This is a genomic window from Tardiphaga robiniae (genome assembly GCF_001618955.1).
Classification (GTDB): Bacteria; Pseudomonadota; Alphaproteobacteria; order Rhizobiales; family Xanthobacteraceae; genus Tardiphaga; species Tardiphaga robiniae_A.
This window is the reverse complement of record NZ_LVYV01000003.1, coordinates 16,781-38,063: the sequence shown is the minus strand read 5'-3', so window position 1 is coordinate 38,063 and position 21,283 is coordinate 16,781. Positions and strand designations below refer to the sequence as shown.

The 21,283-nt window shown below is 61.1% G+C and carries 20 protein-coding genes; 12 read left to right on the top strand and 8 right to left on the bottom strand.

Annotated elements, in window-relative coordinates:
* The first annotated feature begins 58 nt into the window (after positions 1 to 58).
* The gene (locus A4A58_RS30210; RefSeq protein ID WP_139069795.1) at positions 59 to 577 is read left to right on the top strand and encodes a hypothetical protein; all 519 of its coding nucleotides are present in this window, start codon (positions 59 to 61) and stop codon (positions 575 to 577) included.
* Between the two features lie 13 nt (positions 578 to 590).
* On the top strand, positions 591 to 902 hold the full coding sequence (locus tag A4A58_RS07095) for a hypothetical protein (RefSeq protein ID WP_068730775.1): 312 nt from the start codon (positions 591 to 593) through the stop codon (positions 900 to 902).
* A 37-nt stretch (positions 903 to 939) separates the two neighbouring features.
* Here A4A58_RS07095 and uvrA read toward each other — a convergent pair whose 3' ends face one another.
* Both uvrA and A4A58_RS07085 read right to left on the bottom strand, forming a co-directional pair.
* The gene (gene uvrA / locus A4A58_RS07090) at positions 940 to 3,927 is read right to left on the bottom strand and encodes an excinuclease ABC subunit UvrA (RefSeq protein WP_068730774.1); all 2,988 of its coding nucleotides are present in this window, start codon (positions 3,925 to 3,927) and stop codon (positions 940 to 942) included.
* 242 nt (positions 3,928 to 4,169) lie between these two features.
* Positions 4,170 to 4,901: an outer membrane protein gene (locus tag A4A58_RS07085; RefSeq protein WP_068730773.1), complete on the bottom strand. Its 732-nt coding sequence runs from the start codon at positions 4,899 to 4,901 to the stop codon at positions 4,170 to 4,172.
* Positions 4,902 to 5,369: 468 nt separating this feature from the next.
* Here A4A58_RS07085 and A4A58_RS07080 point away from each other — a divergent pair, with 468 nt between their 5' ends.
* From A4A58_RS07080 to gyrA, 3 genes are all read left to right on the top strand, one after another.
* On the top strand, positions 5,370 to 5,882 hold the full coding sequence (locus tag A4A58_RS07080; protein ID WP_068730772.1) for a single-stranded DNA-binding protein: 513 nt from the start codon (positions 5,370 to 5,372) through the stop codon (positions 5,880 to 5,882).
* A 175-nt stretch (positions 5,883 to 6,057) separates the two neighbouring features.
* The gene (locus A4A58_RS07075) at positions 6,058 to 6,462 is read left to right on the top strand and encodes a DUF2306 domain-containing protein (RefSeq protein ID WP_068730946.1); all 405 of its coding nucleotides are present in this window, start codon (positions 6,058 to 6,060) and stop codon (positions 6,460 to 6,462) included.
* A gap of 205 nt (positions 6,463 to 6,667) precedes the next feature.
* Positions 6,668 to 9,439, top strand: a complete 2,772-nt coding sequence (gene gyrA / locus A4A58_RS07070; RefSeq protein WP_068730771.1) for a DNA gyrase subunit A — start codon at positions 6,668 to 6,670, stop codon at positions 9,437 to 9,439.
* A gap of 134 nt (positions 9,440 to 9,573) precedes the next feature.
* Here gyrA and A4A58_RS07065 read toward each other — a convergent pair whose 3' ends face one another.
* Positions 9,574 to 10,230 (bottom strand): hydrolase, encoded by a 657-nt coding sequence (locus A4A58_RS07065; protein ID WP_068730770.1) that lies wholly within the window; start codon positions 10,228 to 10,230, stop codon positions 9,574 to 9,576.
* A 155-nt stretch (positions 10,231 to 10,385) separates the two neighbouring features.
* Here A4A58_RS07065 and A4A58_RS07060 point away from each other — a divergent pair, with 155 nt between their 5' ends.
* Positions 10,386 to 11,279, top strand: a complete 894-nt coding sequence (locus A4A58_RS07060; protein WP_068730945.1) for a LysR family transcriptional regulator — start codon at positions 10,386 to 10,388, stop codon at positions 11,277 to 11,279.
* A gap of 79 nt (positions 11,280 to 11,358) precedes the next feature.
* On the opposite strand, the gene A4A58_RS07055 is transcribed toward A4A58_RS07060, so the two are convergent.
* The 3 genes from A4A58_RS07055 to A4A58_RS30205 form a co-directional block, all read right to left on the bottom strand.
* On the bottom strand, positions 11,359 to 13,266 hold the full coding sequence (locus A4A58_RS07055; protein WP_068730769.1) for a potassium transporter Kup: 1,908 nt from the start codon (positions 13,264 to 13,266) through the stop codon (positions 11,359 to 11,361).
* 211 nt (positions 13,267 to 13,477) lie between these two features.
* Positions 13,478 to 13,735, bottom strand: a complete 258-nt coding sequence (locus A4A58_RS07050) for a hypothetical protein (protein WP_068730768.1) — start codon at positions 13,733 to 13,735, stop codon at positions 13,478 to 13,480.
* A 12-nt stretch (positions 13,736 to 13,747) separates the two neighbouring features.
* The gene (locus A4A58_RS30205; protein ID WP_139069794.1) at positions 13,748 to 13,990 is read right to left on the bottom strand and encodes a hypothetical protein; all 243 of its coding nucleotides are present in this window, start codon (positions 13,988 to 13,990) and stop codon (positions 13,748 to 13,750) included.
* A 70-nt stretch (positions 13,991 to 14,060) separates the two neighbouring features.
* On the opposite strand from A4A58_RS30205, the gene coaD reads away from it, so the two are divergent.
* The 5 genes from coaD to tgt all read left to right on the top strand — a co-directional run bounded on the left by coaD (position 14,061) and on the right by tgt (position 18,482).
* Positions 14,061 to 14,558 (top strand): pantetheine-phosphate adenylyltransferase, encoded by a 498-nt coding sequence (coaD, locus tag A4A58_RS07045; protein ID WP_068730767.1) that lies wholly within the window; start codon positions 14,061 to 14,063, stop codon positions 14,556 to 14,558.
* 41 nt (positions 14,559 to 14,599) lie between these two features.
* Entirely contained in the window at positions 14,600 to 15,169 is a 570-nt protein-coding gene (locus tag A4A58_RS07040; protein WP_068730766.1) for a peptidylprolyl isomerase, read from the top strand.
* A 424-nt stretch (positions 15,170 to 15,593) separates the two neighbouring features.
* Positions 15,594 to 16,061, top strand: a complete 468-nt coding sequence (locus tag A4A58_RS07030) for a peptidylprolyl isomerase (protein ID WP_068730764.1) — start codon at positions 15,594 to 15,596, stop codon at positions 16,059 to 16,061.
* A gap of 208 nt (positions 16,062 to 16,269) precedes the next feature.
* Positions 16,270 to 17,352 carry a tRNA preQ1(34) S-adenosylmethionine ribosyltransferase-isomerase QueA gene (gene queA, locus A4A58_RS07025; protein ID WP_068730763.1) on the top strand — a complete coding sequence of 361 codons (1,083 nt, stop codon included), beginning with the start codon at positions 16,270 to 16,272 and terminating at the stop codon, positions 17,350 to 17,352.
* Positions 17,349 to 18,482 (top strand): tRNA guanosine(34) transglycosylase Tgt, encoded by a 1,134-nt coding sequence (tgt, locus tag A4A58_RS07020; RefSeq protein WP_068730762.1) that lies wholly within the window; start codon positions 17,349 to 17,351, stop codon positions 18,480 to 18,482. Before queA ends, tgt begins: the two co-directional genes overlap by 4 nt.
* 216 nt (positions 18,483 to 18,698) lie before the next feature.
* Here tgt and lpxD read toward each other — a convergent pair whose 3' ends face one another.
* Both lpxD and A4A58_RS07010 read right to left on the bottom strand, forming a co-directional pair.
* Positions 18,699 to 19,745 (bottom strand): UDP-3-O-(3-hydroxymyristoyl)glucosamine N-acyltransferase, encoded by a 1,047-nt coding sequence (lpxD, locus tag A4A58_RS07015; RefSeq protein ID WP_068730944.1) that lies wholly within the window; start codon positions 19,743 to 19,745, stop codon positions 18,699 to 18,701.
* Between the two features lie 719 nt (positions 19,746 to 20,464).
* Complete coding sequence (locus tag A4A58_RS07010) at positions 20,465 to 20,680, bottom strand: hypothetical protein (RefSeq protein WP_068730943.1); 216 nt, start codon at positions 20,678 to 20,680, stop codon at positions 20,465 to 20,467.
* A gap of 344 nt (positions 20,681 to 21,024) precedes the next feature.
* Between A4A58_RS07010 and A4A58_RS07005 the strand changes: the two genes are divergently transcribed.
* Complete coding sequence (locus A4A58_RS07005) at positions 21,025 to 21,264, top strand: BrnA antitoxin family protein (protein WP_068730761.1); 240 nt, start codon at positions 21,025 to 21,027, stop codon at positions 21,262 to 21,264.
* Positions 21,265 to 21,283: the final 19 nt, after the last annotated feature.

The following is a 21,283-nucleotide window of genomic DNA, read 5'->3' as shown; positions in this document are numbered from 1 at the left end:
CGGCGAAGGCCCTTCCAATTTCTTCAACCTCAGGTAGGTTACAGAAGGGGGTGGGGCGATGTTACGAATATTGCTGCTGGCTTTTTTCCTGGCGGGGATGGGGAGTAGAGCGGAAGCCCAATTATTCTCAATTGTTAGTCCCCGGTTTTCGAGTTTCGTCGAGGATGACGGCGAATATACTATGCGTAGTCCGATCGTGGAACCGGGTGGCTCTATTGCTCGACGAATACTAACTGACGAAGCTTTATATTTTTCGTTCGGTGTCGAAGTGACCGAAGGAACGCTCGATTATCTCACAAGGCGCAGACACCTTTCGGTACGATGCATTGTCTATGCTGACGGATATAGTGAAGAGTCGATAGAAATCGGCATTTCCCCGGCAACTTGGGCGCGTCAAAAAAACGCTATCACACAGGCGGTTCGTCAGAACGGATCATTTAAGTGGCGCACGTATCTGAATACATCGAAGATTGATGCGAAAGTTATATCGATAGTGATCAAAGATGACTTCGGGCGTAGCGTAAAGCCGGGCGGATTTCTTGGAAGTTTTGAAGCGAAAGTATCGATTGAACCCTGAAAGGGAGACTTCAATGAATCAAAATGAGTTGCTTATGCGTTTTGCCCCGCTAGTCGGGAGAACAGACATTCCCGATGACGTAAAGTCTTTGATCAGTGCGACGGTTAGCGAAGCAGATCCGCTTCGCAACGATAAATGGATTTATCGAACCGTAGTTGTCATTCTTGGCGTAGCTGTAATTGCGACCGTATTTGGCGGAATCTATTTGGCGATCTTGGCAAAGGCCGATCAATCGGTAAAACTTCCAGACGCGATAGTTGCCATCGGGTCTGCTGCCGTGGGAGCCCTTGCTGGCTTGTTAGCGCCATCTCCTAAGGGGGATTAACTATGACAAGGCGAGGCAGAGCAAAAACGGTTCTCGATCACTCCGCTGCTTCGCTCGCCTGCTTCCGCTTCTTCGGCTTCCCCGCCTTTTCCAGCACCGGCTTCAAGAACTTACCCGTGTAACTCCGCGGTGCCTTGACGATATCTTCTGGCGGGCCCCAGGCGACGATTTCGCCGCCGCCGTCGCCGCCTTCGGGGCCGAGGTCGATGACCCAGTCGGCGGTTTTGATGACTTCGAGATTGTGCTCGATCACCACCACCGTGTTGCCCTGCGCCACCAGCTCATGCAGCACTTCCAGCAGTTTGGCGACGTCGTGGAAGTGGAGTCCCGTGGTCGGCTCGTCGAGAATGTAGAGCGTGCGACCGGTCGCGCGCTTGCTCAACTCCTTGGCGAGTTTCACGCGCTGCGCCTCGCCGCCGGATAGCGTCGTCGCCTGCTGGCCGACATGGATGTAATCCAGTCCAACGCGATGCAGGGTTTTAAAAGTCTCGCGCACACGCGGCACCGCCTTGAAGAACTCGGCGGCTTCTTCCACGGTCAGGTCGAGCACGTCGGCGATCGACTTGCCCTTGAACAGGACTTCGAGCGTTTCGCGGTTGTAGCGTTTTCCTTTGCAGGTATCGCAGGTGACATAGACGTCGGGCAGGAAGTGCATCTCGATCTTGATGACACCGTCACCCTGGCAGGCCTCGCAGCGGCCACCCTTGACGTTGAACGAGAAGCGGCCGGCCTCATAGCCGCGCGCCTTGGATTCCGGCAGGCCGGCAAACCATTCGCGGATCGGCGTGAAGGCGCCGGTATAGGTCGCAGGATTGGAGCGCGGCGTGCGGCCGATCGGCGACTGGTCGATCTCGATGATCTTGTCGATATGCTCCAGGCCCTCGATGCGGTCATGCGGTGCTGCGCCTTCGCTGGCGCCGTTGAGCTTTCGCGCGATGGCCTTGTAGAGCGTGTCGATCAGCAGTGTCGACTTGCCGCCACCGGAGACACCGGTCACCGCGGTGAACAGGCCAAGCGGCACTTCTGCCGAGACATTCTTGAGATTGTTGCCACGCGCATTGATGACCTTGATGGTGCGGCGATGGTTCGGCGGCCGGCGCTCCGGCACCGGCACCGACATCTCGCCGGTGAGATATTTGCCGGTCAAGGAATTCGGATTCTGCATCACCTCCTGGGGCGTGCCCTGGGCGACGATGTTGCCGCCATGGGTGCCGGCGCCCGGACCGACATCGACCACGTAATCGGCCGCGATCACCGCGTCTTCGTCATGCTCGACCACGATCACGGTATTGCCGAGATCGCGCAGCCGCCGCAGCGTATCCAGCAGCCGCGCATTGTCACGCTGATGCAGGCCGATTGACGGCTCGTCGAGCACATAGAGCACGCCGGTCAGGCCTGAGCCGATCTGCGACGCCAGCCGGATACGCTGGCTTTCGCCGCCGGACAGCGTGCCGGAGGATCGTGCGAGTGTGAGATAGTTGAGGCCGACATCGAGCAGGAAGGAGAGGCGCTCGCGGATTTCCTTGAGGATGCGGACGGCGATCTCGTTCTGCTGCTTGTTGAGCAGCTCCGGCACGGTCTCGAACCAGTCGCCGGCCTTGCGCACCGACATTTCCGAGATGTTGCCGATATGCTTGCCGCCGATCTTCACTGACAGCGCTTCCGGCTTCAGCCGATAGCCCTCGCAGGTATCGCAGGGCACGTCGGAGAAATACTTGCCGAGCTCCTCGCGCGCCCATTCGCTTTCGGTCTCGCGGAAGCGGCGGTCGATATTGGTGACGACGCCCTCGAACGGCTTCTTGGTGTCATAGGCGCGCACGCCGTCTTCATAGGAGAACTTGATCTCGTCATCGGCGGAGCCATGCAGGATGGCGTTCTGCGTCTTCTTCGGCAGATCCTTCCACTTGGTGTCGAGCGTGAACTTGTAGAACTTGCCGAGCGCCGTCAGCGTCTGCACGTAGTAAGGCGACGACGACTTTGCCCAGGGCGCGATGGCGCCCTTGCGCAGCGTCAGCTCCTTGTCGGGAATGACGAGGTCGGCATCGATGGTCTGTTCGACGCCGAGGCCGCCGCATTTCGGACAGGCGCCATAGGGATTGTTGAAGGAGAATAGGCGCGGCTCGATCTCGGGGATCGTGAAGCCGGACACCGGGCAGGCGAATTTTTCGGAAAACAGGATGCGTTCCGCACCGGTCTTGTCGTGAATCTTCGCGACCTTCTTGTCGGACTTCTTCGCGGTGCTGTCTTCGGCGGGAGCAGCAGGCGCATCGGCATATTCAATGACCGCAAGGCCTTCGGCGAGCTTCAGCGCGGTCTCGAAACTTTCAGCGAGGCGCTGGCCGATATCCGGTCTGACAACGATGCGATCGACGACGACGTCAATGTCATGCGGAAACTTCTTGTCGAGTACGGGCGCTTCAGCGAGTTCATGGAAGGTGCCGTCGATCTTGACGCGCTGAAAACCCTTCTTGAGATATTCGGCGAGCTCCTTGCGATACTCGCCCTTGCGGCCGCGCACCACCGGCGCCAGCAGATACAGCCGCGTGCCTTCCGGCAGCGCCAGCACGCGATCGACCATCATCGAGACGGTCTGGCTCTCGATCGGAAGACCCGTGGCCGGCGAATAGGGAATGCCGACGCGCGCCCATAGCAGGCGCATGTAATCGTGGATCTCGGTGACGGTGCCGACCGTCGAGCGCGGATTCTTCGAGGTGGTCTTCTGCTCGATGGATATGGCAGGCGACAGGCCGTCGATCTGGTCGACATCCGGCTTCTGCATCATCTCCAGAAACTGCCGCGCGTAAGCCGACAGCGACTCGACATAGCGGCGCTGGCCTTCGGCATAGATCGTGTCGAAGGCGAGGGACGACTTGCCGGAGCCGGACAGGCCGGTGAACACCACCAGCTTGTCGCGCGGGATCGTCAGATCGACATTCTTGAGATTGTGTTCGCGCGCGCCGCGGATGGTGATGCTGCGCATGTTCACGGCAGCCTGCTGCCGCTTCGCCTTGATGATCTCGTCCATAACAGGCAATTCCCCGACGCGTCAGATGCGCACATCCGGGCGCGCACCGCCGGCCGGGCCGGGATCAACGCCGATTGATTGTCATTGGAACATAGGAAGAACGAGAAGAGATTTCCAGTGCTCCGCACAAACCTTCAACGGTTTGTTGGCGAAGGGGTTGCGGGTAGGGCGCTGATCAGCCCTCCAAAAGCAAAAAGCCCGGCGCGAAGCCGGGCTTTTCGGTTCAGAGGTAAGTCTGAAGCTTAGTACTTCGCGACGACCGGGCCACCCCAGTTGAAGCGGTAGTTCAGGCCAGCCTTGACGGTGTGCTCGTCGTTGCGGGACGACAGGCCGACGATGCCAACCGGCGACGGAGCAGCGAAGGTGGTCTTGCCGAAGTCGTAGTACTGGTACTCGACCTTGCCCGACCAATTCTGGGTGAACAGGTATTCGAGGCCGGCGCCGACGGTGTAACCGTCATGCTTGGTGCCAGCTGCGAAGGCAACCGGAACGCCGGTGCCGGTCACGACCAGCGATTCGCTGTAGTCGGAGTAGGCGTAGCCGCCCTTCACGTAGAGCAGTGCCGGACCCCAGGTGTAACCGATGCGACCGGTGACCGAGCCGAGGCCCTTCTGGTTCAGGTTGTAGGTGACGCCAGCCGGAACGAAAGCGACGTTGGTGTTGTTCGAACCGACCCAGCTGTACTGACCTTCGATGCCGAACACCCAGTTCGGAGCGAACTGATAATCATAGCCGATCTGCACGCCGCCGAGGAAGCGACCGTCCGAATTGTCGGTGGTGCCGCCGAAGCCGTTCGAACCGTTGAACGCGCCGCCGACGTGACCGCCGATGTAGAAACCGGTCCAGTTGTAGATCGGGGCGGGAACATAGGCCGGAGCCTTGGTGTAGGGACGAGCAGCGAGGTCAGCGGCCATTGCCGGAACCGAAGCACCCAAGGCGATCAAGGCAACGGTGCCCAACAGAAACTTCTTCATGTGAATTCTCCCCTTAAATTGCTTCGCGTCGGCGAAGCCCCAATGTCCCGGCGCAGGCGCCAAATCCAATTCAGTGATTGAAATATACGCAAGTCTGCCAAAAAGTCCGTCACCCAAATAACACACTCGTCTTCGATGTTTGGTCGTTTCTAAGTTAATGAAAGGTATATGAATTTTGGCGGAGCGCGGGTTCCCTTCGGGTTCCACTATTGCTCCACTCAGACGCGACAGCGACGACTCGGCACCTCGCCGTCGCCCAACAATTCGCCAAGGGGTGTTCTTGAGAACAAAAATGGAACATGCTATATGGGAGGACGATCATATAAGAGATCGTGGATAACCCAGTCGCGGGGGCCTGCGCGGGAGCGCGGACCGTATAGGGTCCCATCATCAGCGGCGTTTGCGCGCGGGCCGGGGCCTGCGCCGGCGCCCGATCAGCAAATTCAGATTCGAGAGTAGGAGAGCGGTATGGCGGGTAGCGTCAACAAGGTGATTTTGGTCGGCAATCTCGGCAAGGATCCCGAGGTTCGCCGGATGCAGAACGGCAACCCGGTCGTCAACCTGACCGTCGCAACCTCGGATACGTGGCGCGACAAGGGCACCGGCGAGCGCAAGGAAAAGACCGAGTGGCATCGCGTGGTGATCTTCAGCGAAGGTCTCGCCAAGGTCGCCGAGCAATATCTGAAGAAGGGCGCCAAGGTTTACATCGAAGGCGCGCTGCAGACCCGCAAATGGACCGATCCGCAGGGTGTCGAGAAATACTCCACCGAGATCGTGTTGCAGGGCTTCAATTCGACGCTGACCATGCTTGATGGCCGCGCGGGCGGCGGCGCAGGCGGCGGCGGTGGCTATGGCGGCGACGACATGGGCGGCGACTTCGGCTCCAGTGGCCCGTCGAGCGCTCCGCCGCAGCGCCGTGTGGCAGCACCGGCCGGCGGTGGTGGCCGCGGCAGCGACATGGATGACGACATTCCGTTCTGATCTATTGTGAGGACGTCCTGAACGTCTGCATCGCGCGCTGTGAGCTGATTGCTCGCAGCGCGTTTACTTTTTGAGGGTGCGGTTAGATGCGGCAACGTGGCGGGCCATATGATCTTTACAATGGAAGATTTCTGCGATGGTGAGCTGACACTGCCTCTTGAATGCGAGGGCCACCATGTCGCTGCAGCCATTGCTTGATGCCGTTGCCCCGATCCCGCTGCATGCTTTCGCGGCCATGGCCGCATTCGTGCTCGGTGTCGTTCAATTGATCGCGCCCAAGGGCACGCTGCCACACAGGACGCTCGGCTGGATCTGGGTGATCCTGCTCGCCACTGTTGCGATCAGCTCGTTTGGGATCCATGGCGATAGTTACCGGCTGTGGCGAGACTGGAGCCCGATCCATCTGCTGTCGATCATGGCGCCGGTGATGCTGGTGGTCGGAGTGGTCGCCGCACGCCGGCACCGCGTCAGGGCGCATGCCATCACCATGATTTCGATCTTCGCCGGCGCCCTGGTGATCGCCGGTGTGTTCACCCTCGTGCCCGGCCGGGTCATGCACACCGTGGTGTTCGGTCGCTAGATTGCCGCAAGACGGCCGCATGATTTTCGCAAGATTCGGCCGCCTTGGGCTGGCTTATTCGGGGCCACTTCACAAGCCCTGTATAGCTCCCGTAAGCATTTGAAAAATCAGCAGGAAAATAGAGCCGCGGGCGTTGTCTACGGGGTGGCTTGAAGGCGCGCGATGCGCTATATGATTCCCAGCAAAACCTGACCGGAAATCATCCTTGTCCGACACTGAAGACCAGAAGCCTGGGGAGCCACCAGCCCCCTCGGATATTCGTCCCGTATCCATCCTCGATGAGATGAAGCGTTCGTATCTCGATTACGCCATGAGCGTGATCGTGGCGCGTGCGCTGCCGGATGCGCGCGACGGTTTGAAGCCGGTGCATCGGCGCATTCTCTACGCAATGTACGAGAACGGCTTCGAGTGGAACAAGCCGTATCGCAAGTCGGCGCGAACCGTCGGCGACGTCATCGGTAAGTATCATCCGCACGGCGACCAGTCGGTCTATGACGCCATGGTCCGCATGGCGCAGGACTTCTCGATGCGCGTGCCGCTGATCGACGGTCAGGGCAATTTCGGGTCGGTGGATGGCGATCAGGCCGCCGCGATGCGATACACTGAATCGCGCCTGACCAAGATCGCGCAGTCGCTGCTCGACGATCTCGACAAGGACACCGTCGACTATCAGGACAACTATGACGGCTCTTTCCGTGAGCCACGCGTGCTGCCCGCGAAGTTTCCGAATCTGCTGGTGAATGGCGGCGGCGGCATTGCCGTCGGCATGGCCACCAACATCCCGCCGCACAATCTCGGTGAAGTCATCGACGCCTGCGTCGCGCTGATCGATGATCCGTCACTCACCATTGACGATCTGAACAAGATTATCCCGGGTCCGGATTTCCCGACGGGTGGCATCATTCTCGGCCGCGCCGGGATTCGTACGGCCTATCACACCGGTCGCGGCTCGATCGTGATGCGCGGCAAGGTCTCGATCGAGCCGGCGCGCAAGGACCGCGAAGCGATCATCGTCTCGGAAATCCCGTACCAGGTGAACAAGGCCACCATGGTGGAGCGCATCGCCGAACTGGTGCGCGACAAGAAAATCGAAGGCATTTCGGATCTGCGCGATGAATCCGACCGTGACGGGTTTCGTGTCGTCATCGAATTGAAGCGTGACGCGGTGCCGGAAGTGGTGCTCAACCAGCTCTACAAGTTCACGCCACTGCAGACCAATTTCGGTGCCAACATGGTGGCGCTCGACACCGGCCGTCCGCTGCTGATGAACCTGAAGGATCTGCTGACGATCTTCGTCGCGTTCCGCGAACAGGTGGTCACGCGTCGTACCAAGTTCCTGCTGAACAAGGCCCGCGACCGCGCGCATATTTTGGTCGGCCTTGCCATTGCGGTGGCGAATATCGACGAGGTCATTCGTGTGATCCGGACTTCGCCGGATCCTGCTACCGCGCGCGACATCCTGATGGAGCGCCGCTGGCCGGCGCAGGATGTGGCGACGATGATGATGCTGATCGACGATCCGCGTCATCGCCTCGAGGAAGACGGCACCGCGCGGCTGTCCTTCGAACAGGCCAAGGCTATTCTCGATCTGCGACTGGCTCGCTTGACAGCTCTGGGCCGCGAAGAAATCTCCGACGAGCTGGACAAGCTCGCCGTGGAGATTGCGGACTATCTGGAGATATTGCGTTCGCGCGCGCGCGTCCAGGGCATCATCAAGGACGAACTCGGCGCGGTGAAGTCGGAATTCGCGACGCCGCGCAAGACCGTCATCATGGAACAAGAGGGCGAGGTCGAAGACGAAGACCTGATCCAGCGCGAAGACATGGTGGTGACGGTGTCGCATCATGGCTACGTCAAGCGCGTGCCGCTCTCGACCTATCGGGCGCAGCGCCGCGGCGGCAAGGGCCGTTCGGGCATGGCGACGCGCGACGAGGATTTCGTCTCGCGGCTGTTCGTGGCTTCGACCCATACGCCGGTGCTGTTCTTCTCGTCGCGCGGCCAGGTCTACAAGGAAAAGGTCTGGCGCCTGCCGATCGCGCCGCCAAACGGCCGCGGCAAGGCGATGATCAACATCCTGCCGCTGGAGCAAGGCGAGCGCATCACCACGATCATGCCGCTGCCCGAGGACGAAGCGACGTGGGAAACCCTCGACGTGATGTTCGCGACGACAGGCGGTAATGTCCGGCGTAACAAGCTGTCGGACTTCGTCGACGTCCGCCGCTCGGGCATCATTGCGATGAAGCTCGACGAAGGTGAAGCCATCGTCGATGTGCAGATCGCCACCGAACATGATGACGTGTTGCTGACCGCTGCTGGCGGCCAGTGCATCCGTTTCCCGGTGACTGACGTGCGTGTGTTCCAGGGCCGCAGCTCGATGGGCGTGCGCGGCATTTCGCTGGCAGATGGCGACAAGCTGATCTCGCTCACCATCCTGCGTCACCTCGAGGCGAACTCCGATGAGCGCGCTGCCTATCTGCGCCGCGCCAATGCGGTGCGTCGCGGCGGCGCCGAGGAGCGTGCCGATGTCGCGGACGAAGCGGCGGCGGCCGTGGAGACCGAAGAGGCGACCGGCGCCATCGAACTCGGCGAGCAGCGCTATGTCGAGATGTCGGCCAGTGAGCAGTTCGTGCTGACCATCAGCGAGAACGGCTACGGCAAGCGGACCTCATCGTTCGAGTACCGAACCACCGGCCGCGGCGGCAAGGGTATCGTTGCAATGTCGGTCAATGGCCGCAATGGCAAACTGATCGCCTCGTTCCCGGTCGAAGACAGCGACCAGATCATGCTTGTCACCGACAAGGGACAGCTCATCCGCTGCCCGGTGGAAGGCATCCGCATCGCCGGCCGCTCGACACAGGGCGTCATCGTGTTCAACACGGCTGACGACGAGCACGTCGTGTCGGTCGAGCACATCGGCGAGGCGGGCGAGGGCGAAGAGGGCGAGAACGGCAATGGTGCGCCGGTGGCGGAGGGCTGAGACTCTCCGCAGCGGCTGGCACGTTGATAAAAAACCCGCGGTCATGCCGCGGGTTTTTCTTTTATGTATGTGATGTGCGGGATGGGTTGAGCGAAGCGAGAACCCAACACCTCGCGCTTGCTCGCTTTTCGGCGCTATGCGCCTGCGCTCTTCGGCGCCGGCGTATTGAGCAGCTGTTGCTCCCACAGATACGCAATGCCGCTGCCGCCTGCATGCTGCGTCATCACTTCCGTTAGCTTGGCGGCACTCTCAGCCCGCGCCCAGTCGCGCTGCCATTCGGCGGCCACTGCCAGCCAGGTCATCATGTTTGCGCCGGCCGCGATCATGCGCTGGATGGCGACCTGATGGGCCTCGACCGAAACGGCGCCCGAGGCATCGGTGACGACCGTTACGTCCCAGCCCTCGCCGAGGGCCTGGATCGTCGGCATAGCGACGCAGATCTCGGTCCACAGGCCCGCGATGATCAATTGCTTGCGGCCCGTTGCCTTGACGGCATCCACCGCCTTCGGGTCTTCCCAGGTGTTGATGAAGGTCCGGTCGATCACCTCCTGGCCGGGGAACACGTCGGTGATCTGAGGGAATAAGAGACCGCCACGCTCGGCGAGCACCGAGGTCAGGATGGTGGGAACGCCGAACGCCTTGGCGGCCTTCGCCAGGCCCGCGGTATTGTTGATCACCATCTGTGGTTCATGGCTGTTCACGTTGGCGAGCTGGTAGGGCTGGTGGTCGATCAGAATGAGGACCGAGTCTTCGGGACGAAGGAGCGACGCAAGGCCATTACGAAAGGTCATGAATATATCCTCTGGTGCCGTTATGAGTGAGATTGGTCTTCTTGATGGGACATGCGCCAACGGCGGCGCTGTCTTGACGGGGTATTGCCGTTCTTGGGCTTGATGAGGTAGTGCCCTTCCGTGGCAAGCTGTGTTGCGGAATGGGGAACGCCGAATTGGATATCGAAGCGCTCAGGACATTCGTGGAAGTTGCCGATGCCGGGGGCGTTTCGCCCGCTGCGCGTCGGCTCAGCGTCTCCAAGTCGATCGTCAGTCGGCAGCTTGCTCGCATTGAAGCGGAACTTGGCGTGCAGCTTCTCGCACGAACCACGCGCGGCGCTGCGCTCACCGAAGCGGGAGTCGCGTTTCGCGACCATGCAGCGCGAGCTTGCGCCGAGATCGACGCGGCCAGGGAATTGCTCCTGCCTGATGGTGAGCTTTGCGGCCGCTTACGCATCGCCGTGCCGCTGACTTTCGGCCCAACGCACTTAGCTCCCGTGCTTGCGGACATGGCGCGACGGCACCCGCAGCTCCACATCCATAGCGTCTACAGTGATCGCTTCGTTGATCTCATCGCCGAAGGCTTCGATTGCGCGATCCGGGTTGGCTATCTTCCGGACTCCAACCTGATCGCGCGACACGTCGGTCCCATCTATGGAAAACTGGTCGCGAGCCCGGACTATATCGAAGCGCATGGTTTCCCCGAGACGCCGGACGAGCTCGTTGCGCATCAGGCTCTCATGCAGGGCACAGAAGCCTGGCAATTCATGGATGGCGACAAGACAATCACGGTGCGCCCGCAAGGGCGCTTCAAAGCCGATAACGGCACGGCTCTTCGCGCCGCAGCATTGGCAGGACTGGGCATCGCTTGGCTCCCCGATGGCATCACCCATGACGATGTCGCCTCCGGCGCGCTTGTTCCGGTCATGACACGCCATCCGCCGCCACCGGCAGGTGTCTATGTCATCCGCCCGCCAAGTCAGCATCCCCCTCGAAAGGTACGAGTCCTCACCGAAATGCTCATCGCGTGTTTCGCAGAGGCTCCGCGCCTTGCGGGCGTCGATCGCTAGAACGCAGACAGGCGGCCTGGAAGTTCGGCCACGCTTGCTGCGAGCAGTCGCTACCGGCCGAGGCTTAAATCGCGAGCGTTTAGATCTCGATTTCGGTGCCGAACTCGACGACCTGTTTGGTCGGCACGCCGAAGAACGCTGCGGAGCGTTCGGCGTTACGTTGCAGGAACGCGAATACGGTTTCGCGCCACACCGCCATCCCGGCGACCTTGTCGCTGGGAATGATGGTCTCCCGGCCGATGTAATAGGTGATCTCGGCGAGGTCGATGCCGGGCAGCTTGCCCTGTTCGGAGGCCAGACCGAGCCCGTCCGAAATCGTTGGATACTGCATGAAGCCGTAATGCAGGATGACGCGCGTGATCCCTTCAATGACTTCGATAATCTCGGCGCGATCGGCATCCGGGACGCGCGGCACTTCGGAGATCAGCACAGTCACCAGAATGACGCGCTCATGCAGGACGTGGTTGTGCTTGACGAATTGCGTCAGTGCCAGCGGCACGCCATTCGGCATGGATGCCAGGAACACCGCGGTGCCATTGAGCCGCGCATGGCAGCGACTGACGGCCGTCTCGATCAGGTCCTCTTCGGGTTGACGCAGTTTGGCGCGGGCGCTTTCAACGAGTTTGACGCCGCTGCGCCAGGTCAACATCAGGAACGCGACTGCGCCGGCCAACAGCAGCGGAAACCAGCCGCCCTCGAACAGCTTCGTGGAATTGGCGGCGAAGAAGATGCAATCGATGATGAAGAAGATGCCGTTCACCGTCACGACGAGAAGCGGCGGATAGCCCCATTGCAGCGCGACCAGTGCCGCGAGCAGCGTGGTGATCGCCATCAGCAGCGACACGGCGATGCCATAGGCGCCTGCCAGCGCGTCCGATGTGCCGAAGCTGAGCACGGCGGCCAGCGTCGCCGCTGCCAGCAGCCAGTTCACCAGCGGCACATAGATCTGGCCCATGGCGTGGCTGGTCGTGTGCCGGATCTGCATCCGCGGCAGGAAGCCGAGCTGGATCGATTGCTGCGTCAGCGAGAACACACCGGAGATGATAGCTTGCGAGGCGATCACCGTCGCGACAGTCGCAAACGCCACCAGCGGATAGTGCAGCCAATCCGGCGCCAGTTGATAGAACGGGTTGTCGATGGCGGTGGGGTCGGCGATCAGCAGTCCCGCCTGGCCGAAATAGTTCAGCACCAGCGCCGGCAAGGCTATGGCAAACCAAGCGAGCCGGATCGGCATCCGGCCGAAATGGCCCATGTCGGCATACATCGCTTCGCCGCCGGTCACGGCAAGGAAGGCTGCGCCGAGAATGGCAAAACTGATGTGGAAGTCCTGGTGGATCAGGAATTCGAATGCATAGAGCGGACTGACGGCAGCGAGCACGCCGGGCGATTGTACGATGCCATGGATGCCGAGCAGCGCGAGCACGGCAAACCAGCCAAGCATCACCGGCCCGAAGATACCGCCGATAAAACCGGTGCCCTTGCTCTGCATCAGAAACAGCCCGATCAGAATGATGACGGTGAGCGGCACCACGGCCGGCGCCAGCGACGGTGCATCGACCTTGAGGCCTTCAATGGCTGATAGTACCGAGATCGCCGGCGTGATGGCGCCATCGCCATAGAGCAGGGCGGCGCCGACGAGGCCGACGATCAGCAGATGTACGCGCCATGTGCCCGGCTTTGCATCGCGCGCGTGGAGCAGTGCCAGCAGGGTGACGATGCCGCCTTCGCCGCGATTGTCGGCGCGCAGAATCAGAAGCGCGTATTTCAGGGAGATAATCAGGATCAACGCCCAGAGGATCAGCGACACCACGCCGAGCGTTGCTTCGGACGTGAGAGGCCCGCCATGGGCCGCTGCCTTCACGGCTTCCTTCAATGCGTAGAGGGGGCTGGTGCCGATATCGCCATAGACGACGCCGAGCGCGCCGATCGTTGCCGTGAGAGGAAGTCCGCCAGAGCGGCCTGGCGATGCGGCTGGAATGGCAGTCACTGGCAGCCCTCACGGGACTCGCGCTTGACAATTGCGCTTGACCGTCAGTCTGCGACGTTGCGTCGCGAATTACTATGAAATTTGTTGAAGCAGGTGTCGCGGGAATTTCACTGAACTATGCGTTGCGCGGGTTCGGGGGAGGTGTCGCGATTGTCCAGATTGAATATCAGTACGCCCCCGGCTCTGGCCGGGGCGCGGTATTCTTTTCCGCTTAGCGACGCTCGGTGGTCACCAGGCGGGCTTCGCGAATGGTGACGGTCTTGGTAGCGGCGTTGCGCAGGCAGGAGGCTTCGAAATTCGGCCAGGCCTGTTCCGAGCAACCGCGGCCCACGGCGCGGATATCGAGGCGGTCGGCCTTGGCGAGCGCTACCGGCACCGACGCCTCGACCTTCGGGGCAAAGCCCGGGAGAACGGTGAGGGCGGCTGCAATGAATGCTGCGACGGCAACTGCTGAAAGAGCCTTGATCATGACGGTCCCCTGTCATTCGGGCCATTTTGGCCCGGTTTGTTTGTCGCTTCCTGTGCTTGCCTGATTAATCAGACCCGGTTTCAGGAAGTTGTCGTCTCCGGGCAAAGTGGTTTCATCCGCCCCGGCTTGTGTTTCATCCGAACGCGCGTGACGACACATGAGGCTGGAAAGCCCAGTGTTTTCAGCATCGTCGCTGCGTACCCAGTAGACGCGCTGACCTGCCTTCCGGTTCGAGTCCGGCCGGAAAATAAACATCGGCTATTCGGCCCCAGCGGACGGAACCAAGTCGGCTTGCGGCCCGAACGGGGGCGGGGTAGGAGGGGGAATGCCTCGTATCGCGCTCTATCCCGGTTCATTCGATCCCGTCACCAATGGCCATCTCGACGTGGTCCGCCATGCCGTTGGCCTGTGCGACAAGCTCGTCGTCGCGATCGGTGTGCACCCCGGCAAGAAGCCGCTGTTCTCGACAGATGAACGGCTGGAGATGGTGAAGCAGGTGTTCGGTCCGATCGCCCAGGCGGCGGGATGCGACTTCGATTGCATCACCTATGACAATCTGACGACGACCACGGCGCAGAAGCTGGGAGCCACGATCATGATCCGTGGCCTACGCGACGGCACCGATCTGGATTACGAGATGCAGATCGTCGGCATGAACGAGACCATGGCGCCGGATGTGCAGACGGTATTTCTTCCGGCCTCGGTGAGCGTCCGCCCGATCACCGCCACACTGGTCCGGCAAATCGCCGCGATGGGCGGCGACGTTTCGGCTTTCGTGCCGGACGCGGTCGCCAAGAGCCTCAAGTCCAAATTCGCCGCTTAAACAAACGCCGGCTGACCGGCTTTCTCTGATCCGGAGTTTCCATGATCCGTATAGTCGCACTTGCTGCCGCGCTGATGTTCGCGGCTCCCGCTTTCGCGCAGGCTCCGGCAGCACTTCCGGCTGGCCTCGACAAGGCCAATTCGGTCGTTATCGATACGACCAAGGGCCGGATCATCATCAAGTTGCGCCCCGATATCGCCCCGCAGCACGCCGAGCGCATCAAGCTGCTCGCCCGTGAAGGCTACTATAACAACGTGCCGTTCCACCGCGTGATGGACGGCTTCATGGCGCAGACCGGCGACGGCAAGAACTTCAACGGGACCGGCGGATCGAAGTATCCGAACGTGCAGGCCGAATTCTCGCAGGTGCCGTTCAAGCGCGGCGTGGTAGGCATGGCCCGCGCGGGCGATCCGAACTCGGCCAATTCGCAGTTCTTCATCATGTTCGCTGAAGGTTCATCGCTGAACGGCAAGTACACCGTGGTGGGCGATGTCGTCGCCGGCATGGACGTGGTGGACAAGCTCAAGAAGGCGCCGCCCGGTTCGGCCAGCGGTGCCGTGACCGACCCTGACAAGATGGTCAAGGTTCAGGTCGCTTCCGACATCAAGTAAATACCATGATGCCGCGACGCAGGGTCGTTGCTCTGCTCGCGGCATCGTTGCTGTCTGGCGTCCTTCAGGGGCATCCGGCGTCGGCCCAGTCTGACGCCGTTAGCACCCTGGAGGGCATGTTCGGAAGACTGAAAGCATGCTGGCAACCGCCGGCATTGCCGCGCGGCCATCCGGGCATGGAGATCACGGTGCTCTTCAGCCTGACGCGCTCCGGTGAACTTCTCGGCAAGCCGAGAATTACCTTCGAGACGCCGGGTGCCTCCGAGGCCGACAGCGTCGCCTACCGAACGGCTGTGATGGAGACATTGCAACATTGCACGCCGATGCCATTTACCGGGGGCCTGGGCGACGCGGTCGCTGGACGCCCCTTCCGACTGCGGTTTGACGACCGCCGAAACTTACCCAAACCAGTAGAGAGACGAGCATGGCTGTTACCGAGAATACTTTGATCCTTGAAACCACCCAGGGTCCCATCACCATCGAGATGCGCCCGGATCTGGCCCCGGGCCATGTCGCCCGTATCAAGGAGCTGGTGCGCGAAGGCTTCTACGACGGTATCGTCTTCCACCGCGTCATCGACGGCTTCATGGCGCAGACCGGCTGTCCGCAGGGCACCGGCACCGGCGGTTCGGGCAAGAAGCTGAAGGCCGAATTCAATAACGAGCCGCATGTGCGCGGCACGCTGTCGATGGCCCGTGCGGCCAGCCCGGACTCCGGCGACAGCCAGTTCTTCATCTGCTTCGACGACGCATCCTTCCTCAACAAGCAGTACACTGTCTGGGGCAAGGTTACCGAGGGCATGGAGAACGTCGACAAGATCAAGCGCGGCGAGCCGGTGCAGAACCCCGACAAGATCGTCAAGGCCACCATGGCTGCCGACGCGGCCGCCTGATCGCGACGTAAGGCGCTTTCTTACCTCTCCCCACCGGGGAGAGGTCGCGCCGAAGGCGCGGGTGAGGGGGCGTTTCGCCCCCTTTTCCATGTTGCTCTCCCCCTCACCCGAAACCTTCGCTTCGCTGTGGTTTCGACCTCTCCCCGGAGGGGAGAGGTGAAGACAGGCGCTTTTCGTTAATTTCGAGCGCGATAGAATCCAAACCATTATGCGTACCGACATCTTCGATTTCGAACTTCCGGTCGAGAACATCGCGTTGCGGCCTGCCAGCCCGCGCGATGCCGCGCGGCTGCTTGTGGTTCAGCCGGGGATCGGCGTGCAGGATCATGTCGTCTCGGATCTGCCGGCCTGGCTGAAGCCTGGCGATCAGCTTGTCGTCAACGACACCCGGGTTATCTCGGCGCAGCTCAGTGGCCGCCGCATCGGCCGCGACACCGAACCGAAGATCGATGCGACGCTGATCAAGCGGCTCGATGGTTCACGCTGGCAGGCACTGGTGCGGCCCGCCAGGAAGCTCGTCGAAGGCGATACGGTTCGCTTCGGCAATGAAGGCCGCGTCTGCCTGCTTGGACACCTCGACGCCCAAGTCGAGCACAAGGGCGACGCCGGCGAGATCATCTTCTCCTTCTCGTTTCATGGCCCGGCGCTGGATCAGGCGATTGCCGAACTGGGCGCACCGCCGTTACCGCCTTACATCGCCGGAAAGCGCGCGCCGGACGAGCGCGACGCTGCGGACTATCAAACCATGTTCGCCGCCAATGACGGTGCCGTAGCTGCGCCCACTGCGGGATTGCATTTCACGCCGGCGCTGGAAGCTGCCTTGAAGGCGCGCGGCGTCGGCCTGCATCGCATCACGCTGCATGTCGGGGCAGGGACGTTCCTGCCGGTAAAGGTTGACGACACCGCCGAGCACAAGATGCATTCCGAATGGGGCATGATCTCGCGTGAGACCGCTGATGCTCTGAATGCGGCGCATGCGGCCGGCGGACGCGTCGTCGCCGTCGGCACGACCTCGATGCGCCTACTGGAAAGTGCGACATCGGAGGACGGCGTTACTCATCCGTTTGCCGACGAGACCGCAATCTTCATCACGCCGGGCTATCGCTTCCGTGCGGTCGATATCATGCTCACCAATTTCCATCTGCCGCGCTCGACGCTGTTCATGCTGGTCTCGGCCTTTGCCGGCATGGAGACTATGAAGCAGGCCTATGCCCATGCCATCGCGACCGGCTATCGTTTCTATTCATACGGCGACGCCAGTCTGCTGTTTCGGGACACAAGCAATCAATGACCGTCGCCAATCATTTTGAACTGCTGCGCACTGACGGCGCGGCACGCAGGGGCCAGCTGACGACGCCGCATGGCGTGGTCCGCACGCCGGCCTTCATGCCGGTCGGCACGCTCGGCGCGATGAAGAGCCTGCACTGGCGCGAGGTGCGCGATGCCGGCGCGGACATCGTGCTGGGCAATACTTATCATCTGATGCTGCGTCCCGGCGCAGAACGCATCGCGTCGTTCGGCGGCCTGCAGAAATTCACGACCTGGAACGGCCCGATGCTGACCGACTCCGGCGGTTTCCAGGTGATGTCGCTGGCACAGCTCCGCAAGGTGACCGAGCAGGGCGTCACATTCCGCTCACATATCGACGGCGCGAAGTTCGAATTGACGCCGGAACGGGCCATCGAGATCCAGCGGCTGCTGAATTCGGACATCGCCATGCAACTCGACGAATGCGTGCGGCTGCCCGCCGAACACGCCGACATCGACCGCGCGATGCAGCTGTCGCTGCGCTGGGCCGAGCGCTGCAAGCGCGCCTTCGAGACGGCGCCGGACGGCTACATGCTGTTCGGCATCGCGCAGGGCGGCGACGTGCCGGAACTGCGCCGCGCCAGCGCGCAGGGGCTGATCGATATCGGCTTTCATGGATACGCGATCGGCGGCCTCGCCGTCGGCGAGCCGCAGGCGGTGATGCTGGCGATGATCGAGGAGGTGGTTCCGATCCTCCCCTCGGATCGGCCGCGCTATCTGATGGGCGTCGGCACGCCGGATGATATGCTGGAAGCGGTGGCGCGGGGCGTCGACATGTTCGACTGCGTGATGCCGACCCGGAACGGCCGCCACGGCATGGCCTTCACACGCTATGGCCAGATCAATATGCGCAATGCGCGGCATCAGGATGATCCGCGTCCGCTGGACGAAGAGAGTACTTGGCCGGCGGCGCGCGATTACTCGCGCGCCTATCTGCATCATCTGGTGCGATCAGGTGAGACCCTCGGCGCGATGCTGCTGTCGGAAATCAACATCGCCTATTACCAGAGCCTGATGCAGGGTATCCGCGCATCCATCGAGGCCGGAACGTTCGAAGAGTTTCGGGCACGTACGCGTGAGTGCTGGGCACGGGGCGACATCCCGCCGCGGTAACCGCTCGTCGCGCGTGGAGAAAACACTAACCTGTCCATCAACCGGCCAAAAAACCGATATTTCAGGCGTGTCATAAACCGCCCCTTTGACAGATTGACCATTGAATAACGGCGAACGGCTTCAGGGGAAGGTCCTGCGTCTTGGGGCGCTCTGCAACGGTCGTGGGGATGCGATTGATCACCGTTCGGCTAAAACCAAGTCCGGCGGTTTTCATGTTCATCGATCGTTTGTCTCGCGGTAACCGGCCGCAAGCATTTCCATGGCCTTGTATTGCCGGAAAAACCTGCGGCTGGGCCGGGCTGGGAATCCTGCCCACCGCTCTCCTGCGGGCACGTCGCGCGTGACGCCGCTTGCACCGGCTATCTGTGCGCCGTCGCCGATCGTCAGATGAGGAGCAATTCCAGTCTGGCCGCCTATTGCAACAAAACTCCCGAGAGTTGCGGACCCGGCAATTCCGACTTGCGCGGCGATGAGGCAGTGCCTGCCAATCGTCACGTTGTGGGCGACTTGTACGAGGTTATCGAGCTTCGTGCCTTCGCCGATAAACGTGTTACGGGTCGACCCGCGATCGATGGTCGTGTTTGCGCCTATTTCGACGCAGTCCTCAATAATGACGCCTCCGACCTGGAGAATTTTTATATGTCCGCCTTTGTCGGGCACGAATCCGAAGCCGTCCTGCCCGATCGATACGCCTGGATGGACAATGACGTGATTGCCGACAGTTGCGTGCGCAATGATAGCGCCGGCGCCGACCGAGCTATGGCTCCCGATGGTTACGTCTGGACCGATCACGACGTTTGACCCGATATAAGTGCGTTCACCGATCTTGGCCCGGGGACCGATCACTGCGCCGGGATCGATGGTAACCCCGCAATCGATGATGGCCGAGGCATGAATCGTGGCGTTTGGAGAAATGCCGACGGTCTCGAAAAGTGACCCCGGGATAGCGGCCCCTGGATAGAGCAACGCGAGGATCCTTGAGTAAATCAAATACGGCTGAGGTGTCACAAAAGAGTAGGTCTCCTTTGGAACGGACGCGCTGAAGCGCGGGGAGACGAGACAAGCGCCTGCATTAGTCTGCCTCAAGGCCTCAAGATACTTGTGATTGTCCATATAGCTAAGCTCGCCGCGGCGCGCTGTCTCTAGCGCTGCTCCAGCCGAAATGAGGAAATCTTTTGTAACAAAAAGTAAGCCCGCGATGCCCGCGACCTCACTAGCGGTGATCGTGCGCTTAGGCACGAAGAAGGGAATTTGACCGGGCATGACCGACTCCAGTGCGGGTATCCCCTCGACCCGAGAGACGGCTTCTCCGCTGTAGACCCGACAGCTGGTTAGCACGGCTTGGGAACATCAGAAATGGCGAAGGTGTGACTGCGGCGTGGCCATTACCTGGTGCAGCTGTGACCAGGATCGCTAGTCTCTGGCTCTTAAGAGATGCGATGGTTGAGCGTCGTTGCAGTATCGAAGCGACGGGTCTGGTCGGAGCAACTGACGAGATTCGAGGGGGGATCGCTGGAATTGCTTCGGAGACATTCTCTCGGTTGCGGCGGGCGAGAAGAAATAGTCTCTATGACGCTGCAAAATCTCCAAAGCTCGAGCGCTGCTTGAAGCTTGCTACACCTCAGCGAAGGCCTTTCAGCGAACGAGAGATCTGACCCGCGCAGTTTAACTGCGGTAGCAGAAATCGTTCGCGCAGATCGCTGACCTAGACGCGTGCCGATGCTGCGCCGACGCGGACGCCGGTCGAGACGATATGCTGAGCCTCGGCGCGGAGCGGCTGCTTTTGTTTGGAGCGTCAATGACGCATGGGCGATACTGGCAGCGTTCGCCTTACTGGGCGTTTTGGTTGTGCCATTTGCGTGGAAGGCAGCCCTCGACGGGCAAGCAGAGGCACGGTGAATGTGATAGTCACACTCGGCGTCTCTCTCGGATCGCGGAGCAATCCAAGATCGGTTCACGCCGGTCCGCGCGAACAGTGCTAGCTAGTTGCAGACCGTCCGGCGAAAGGCGTGCTTGGTCACAAAGCCATAGCCGCATGTATCGCAGGTCCAGAGATAGCTGACGACGTCGTCGGTGAGAAAGGCCGACGCCTCGGCAGCAATCATCGAGTCCGCACAAACCGGGCAGGTCGGAAGATCGCTGCCACGCGGCGCGGGATGGGACGTTTTGGTCGTACGGACTTCAGCTGATGCTGACATCGTGACCTCCTTCGTCGTCTCATCGGACATGACACGATCCTAATCTGATTTATTTGACCGTGTCGCAACACAAATGCGTTGCTTTGAAGTTTTTTAAGTCAGCGCATGTTTGTGCCGCAGCGCGGTCACCTTTGTGCAATGCCACGTGCGTCACGAAGAATGCGCCTGTTACGATGAATGACATTTGTAAAATTTGCTGACATTGCCGGTCGTGCACCAGAGGCGAGTAGCCGCCATATCGCGCCCTTGTGTGGACGCATCTTTGGCGACACCGCGGAAGCGATTGTGCAGCCGCTCAGTGGGCGCTATCTCTCGACGGCAATGTTGGAAGGAATCTGACCGAGATGGCACAGCCCCCGCGACGCCCGCGCACGCTCCAGGATGCCCGCACCGAGGCGGAAGCGGCGTTCAAGAAGACGACCACCAAACCGGTCGAGGCACCGGTCGCCAAGGCCGCCGTTCCCGGCGTGCGCGAACTGGTGTCGTTGCGGATCGATCAGGACGTGCTGGAATATTTCCAGCAGGACGGGCCGGGCTGGCAGGACCGCATGAACGACGCGCTGCGCAAGGCTGCCGGCAAGTAGGCCTGCCGCTCCAGGTAGC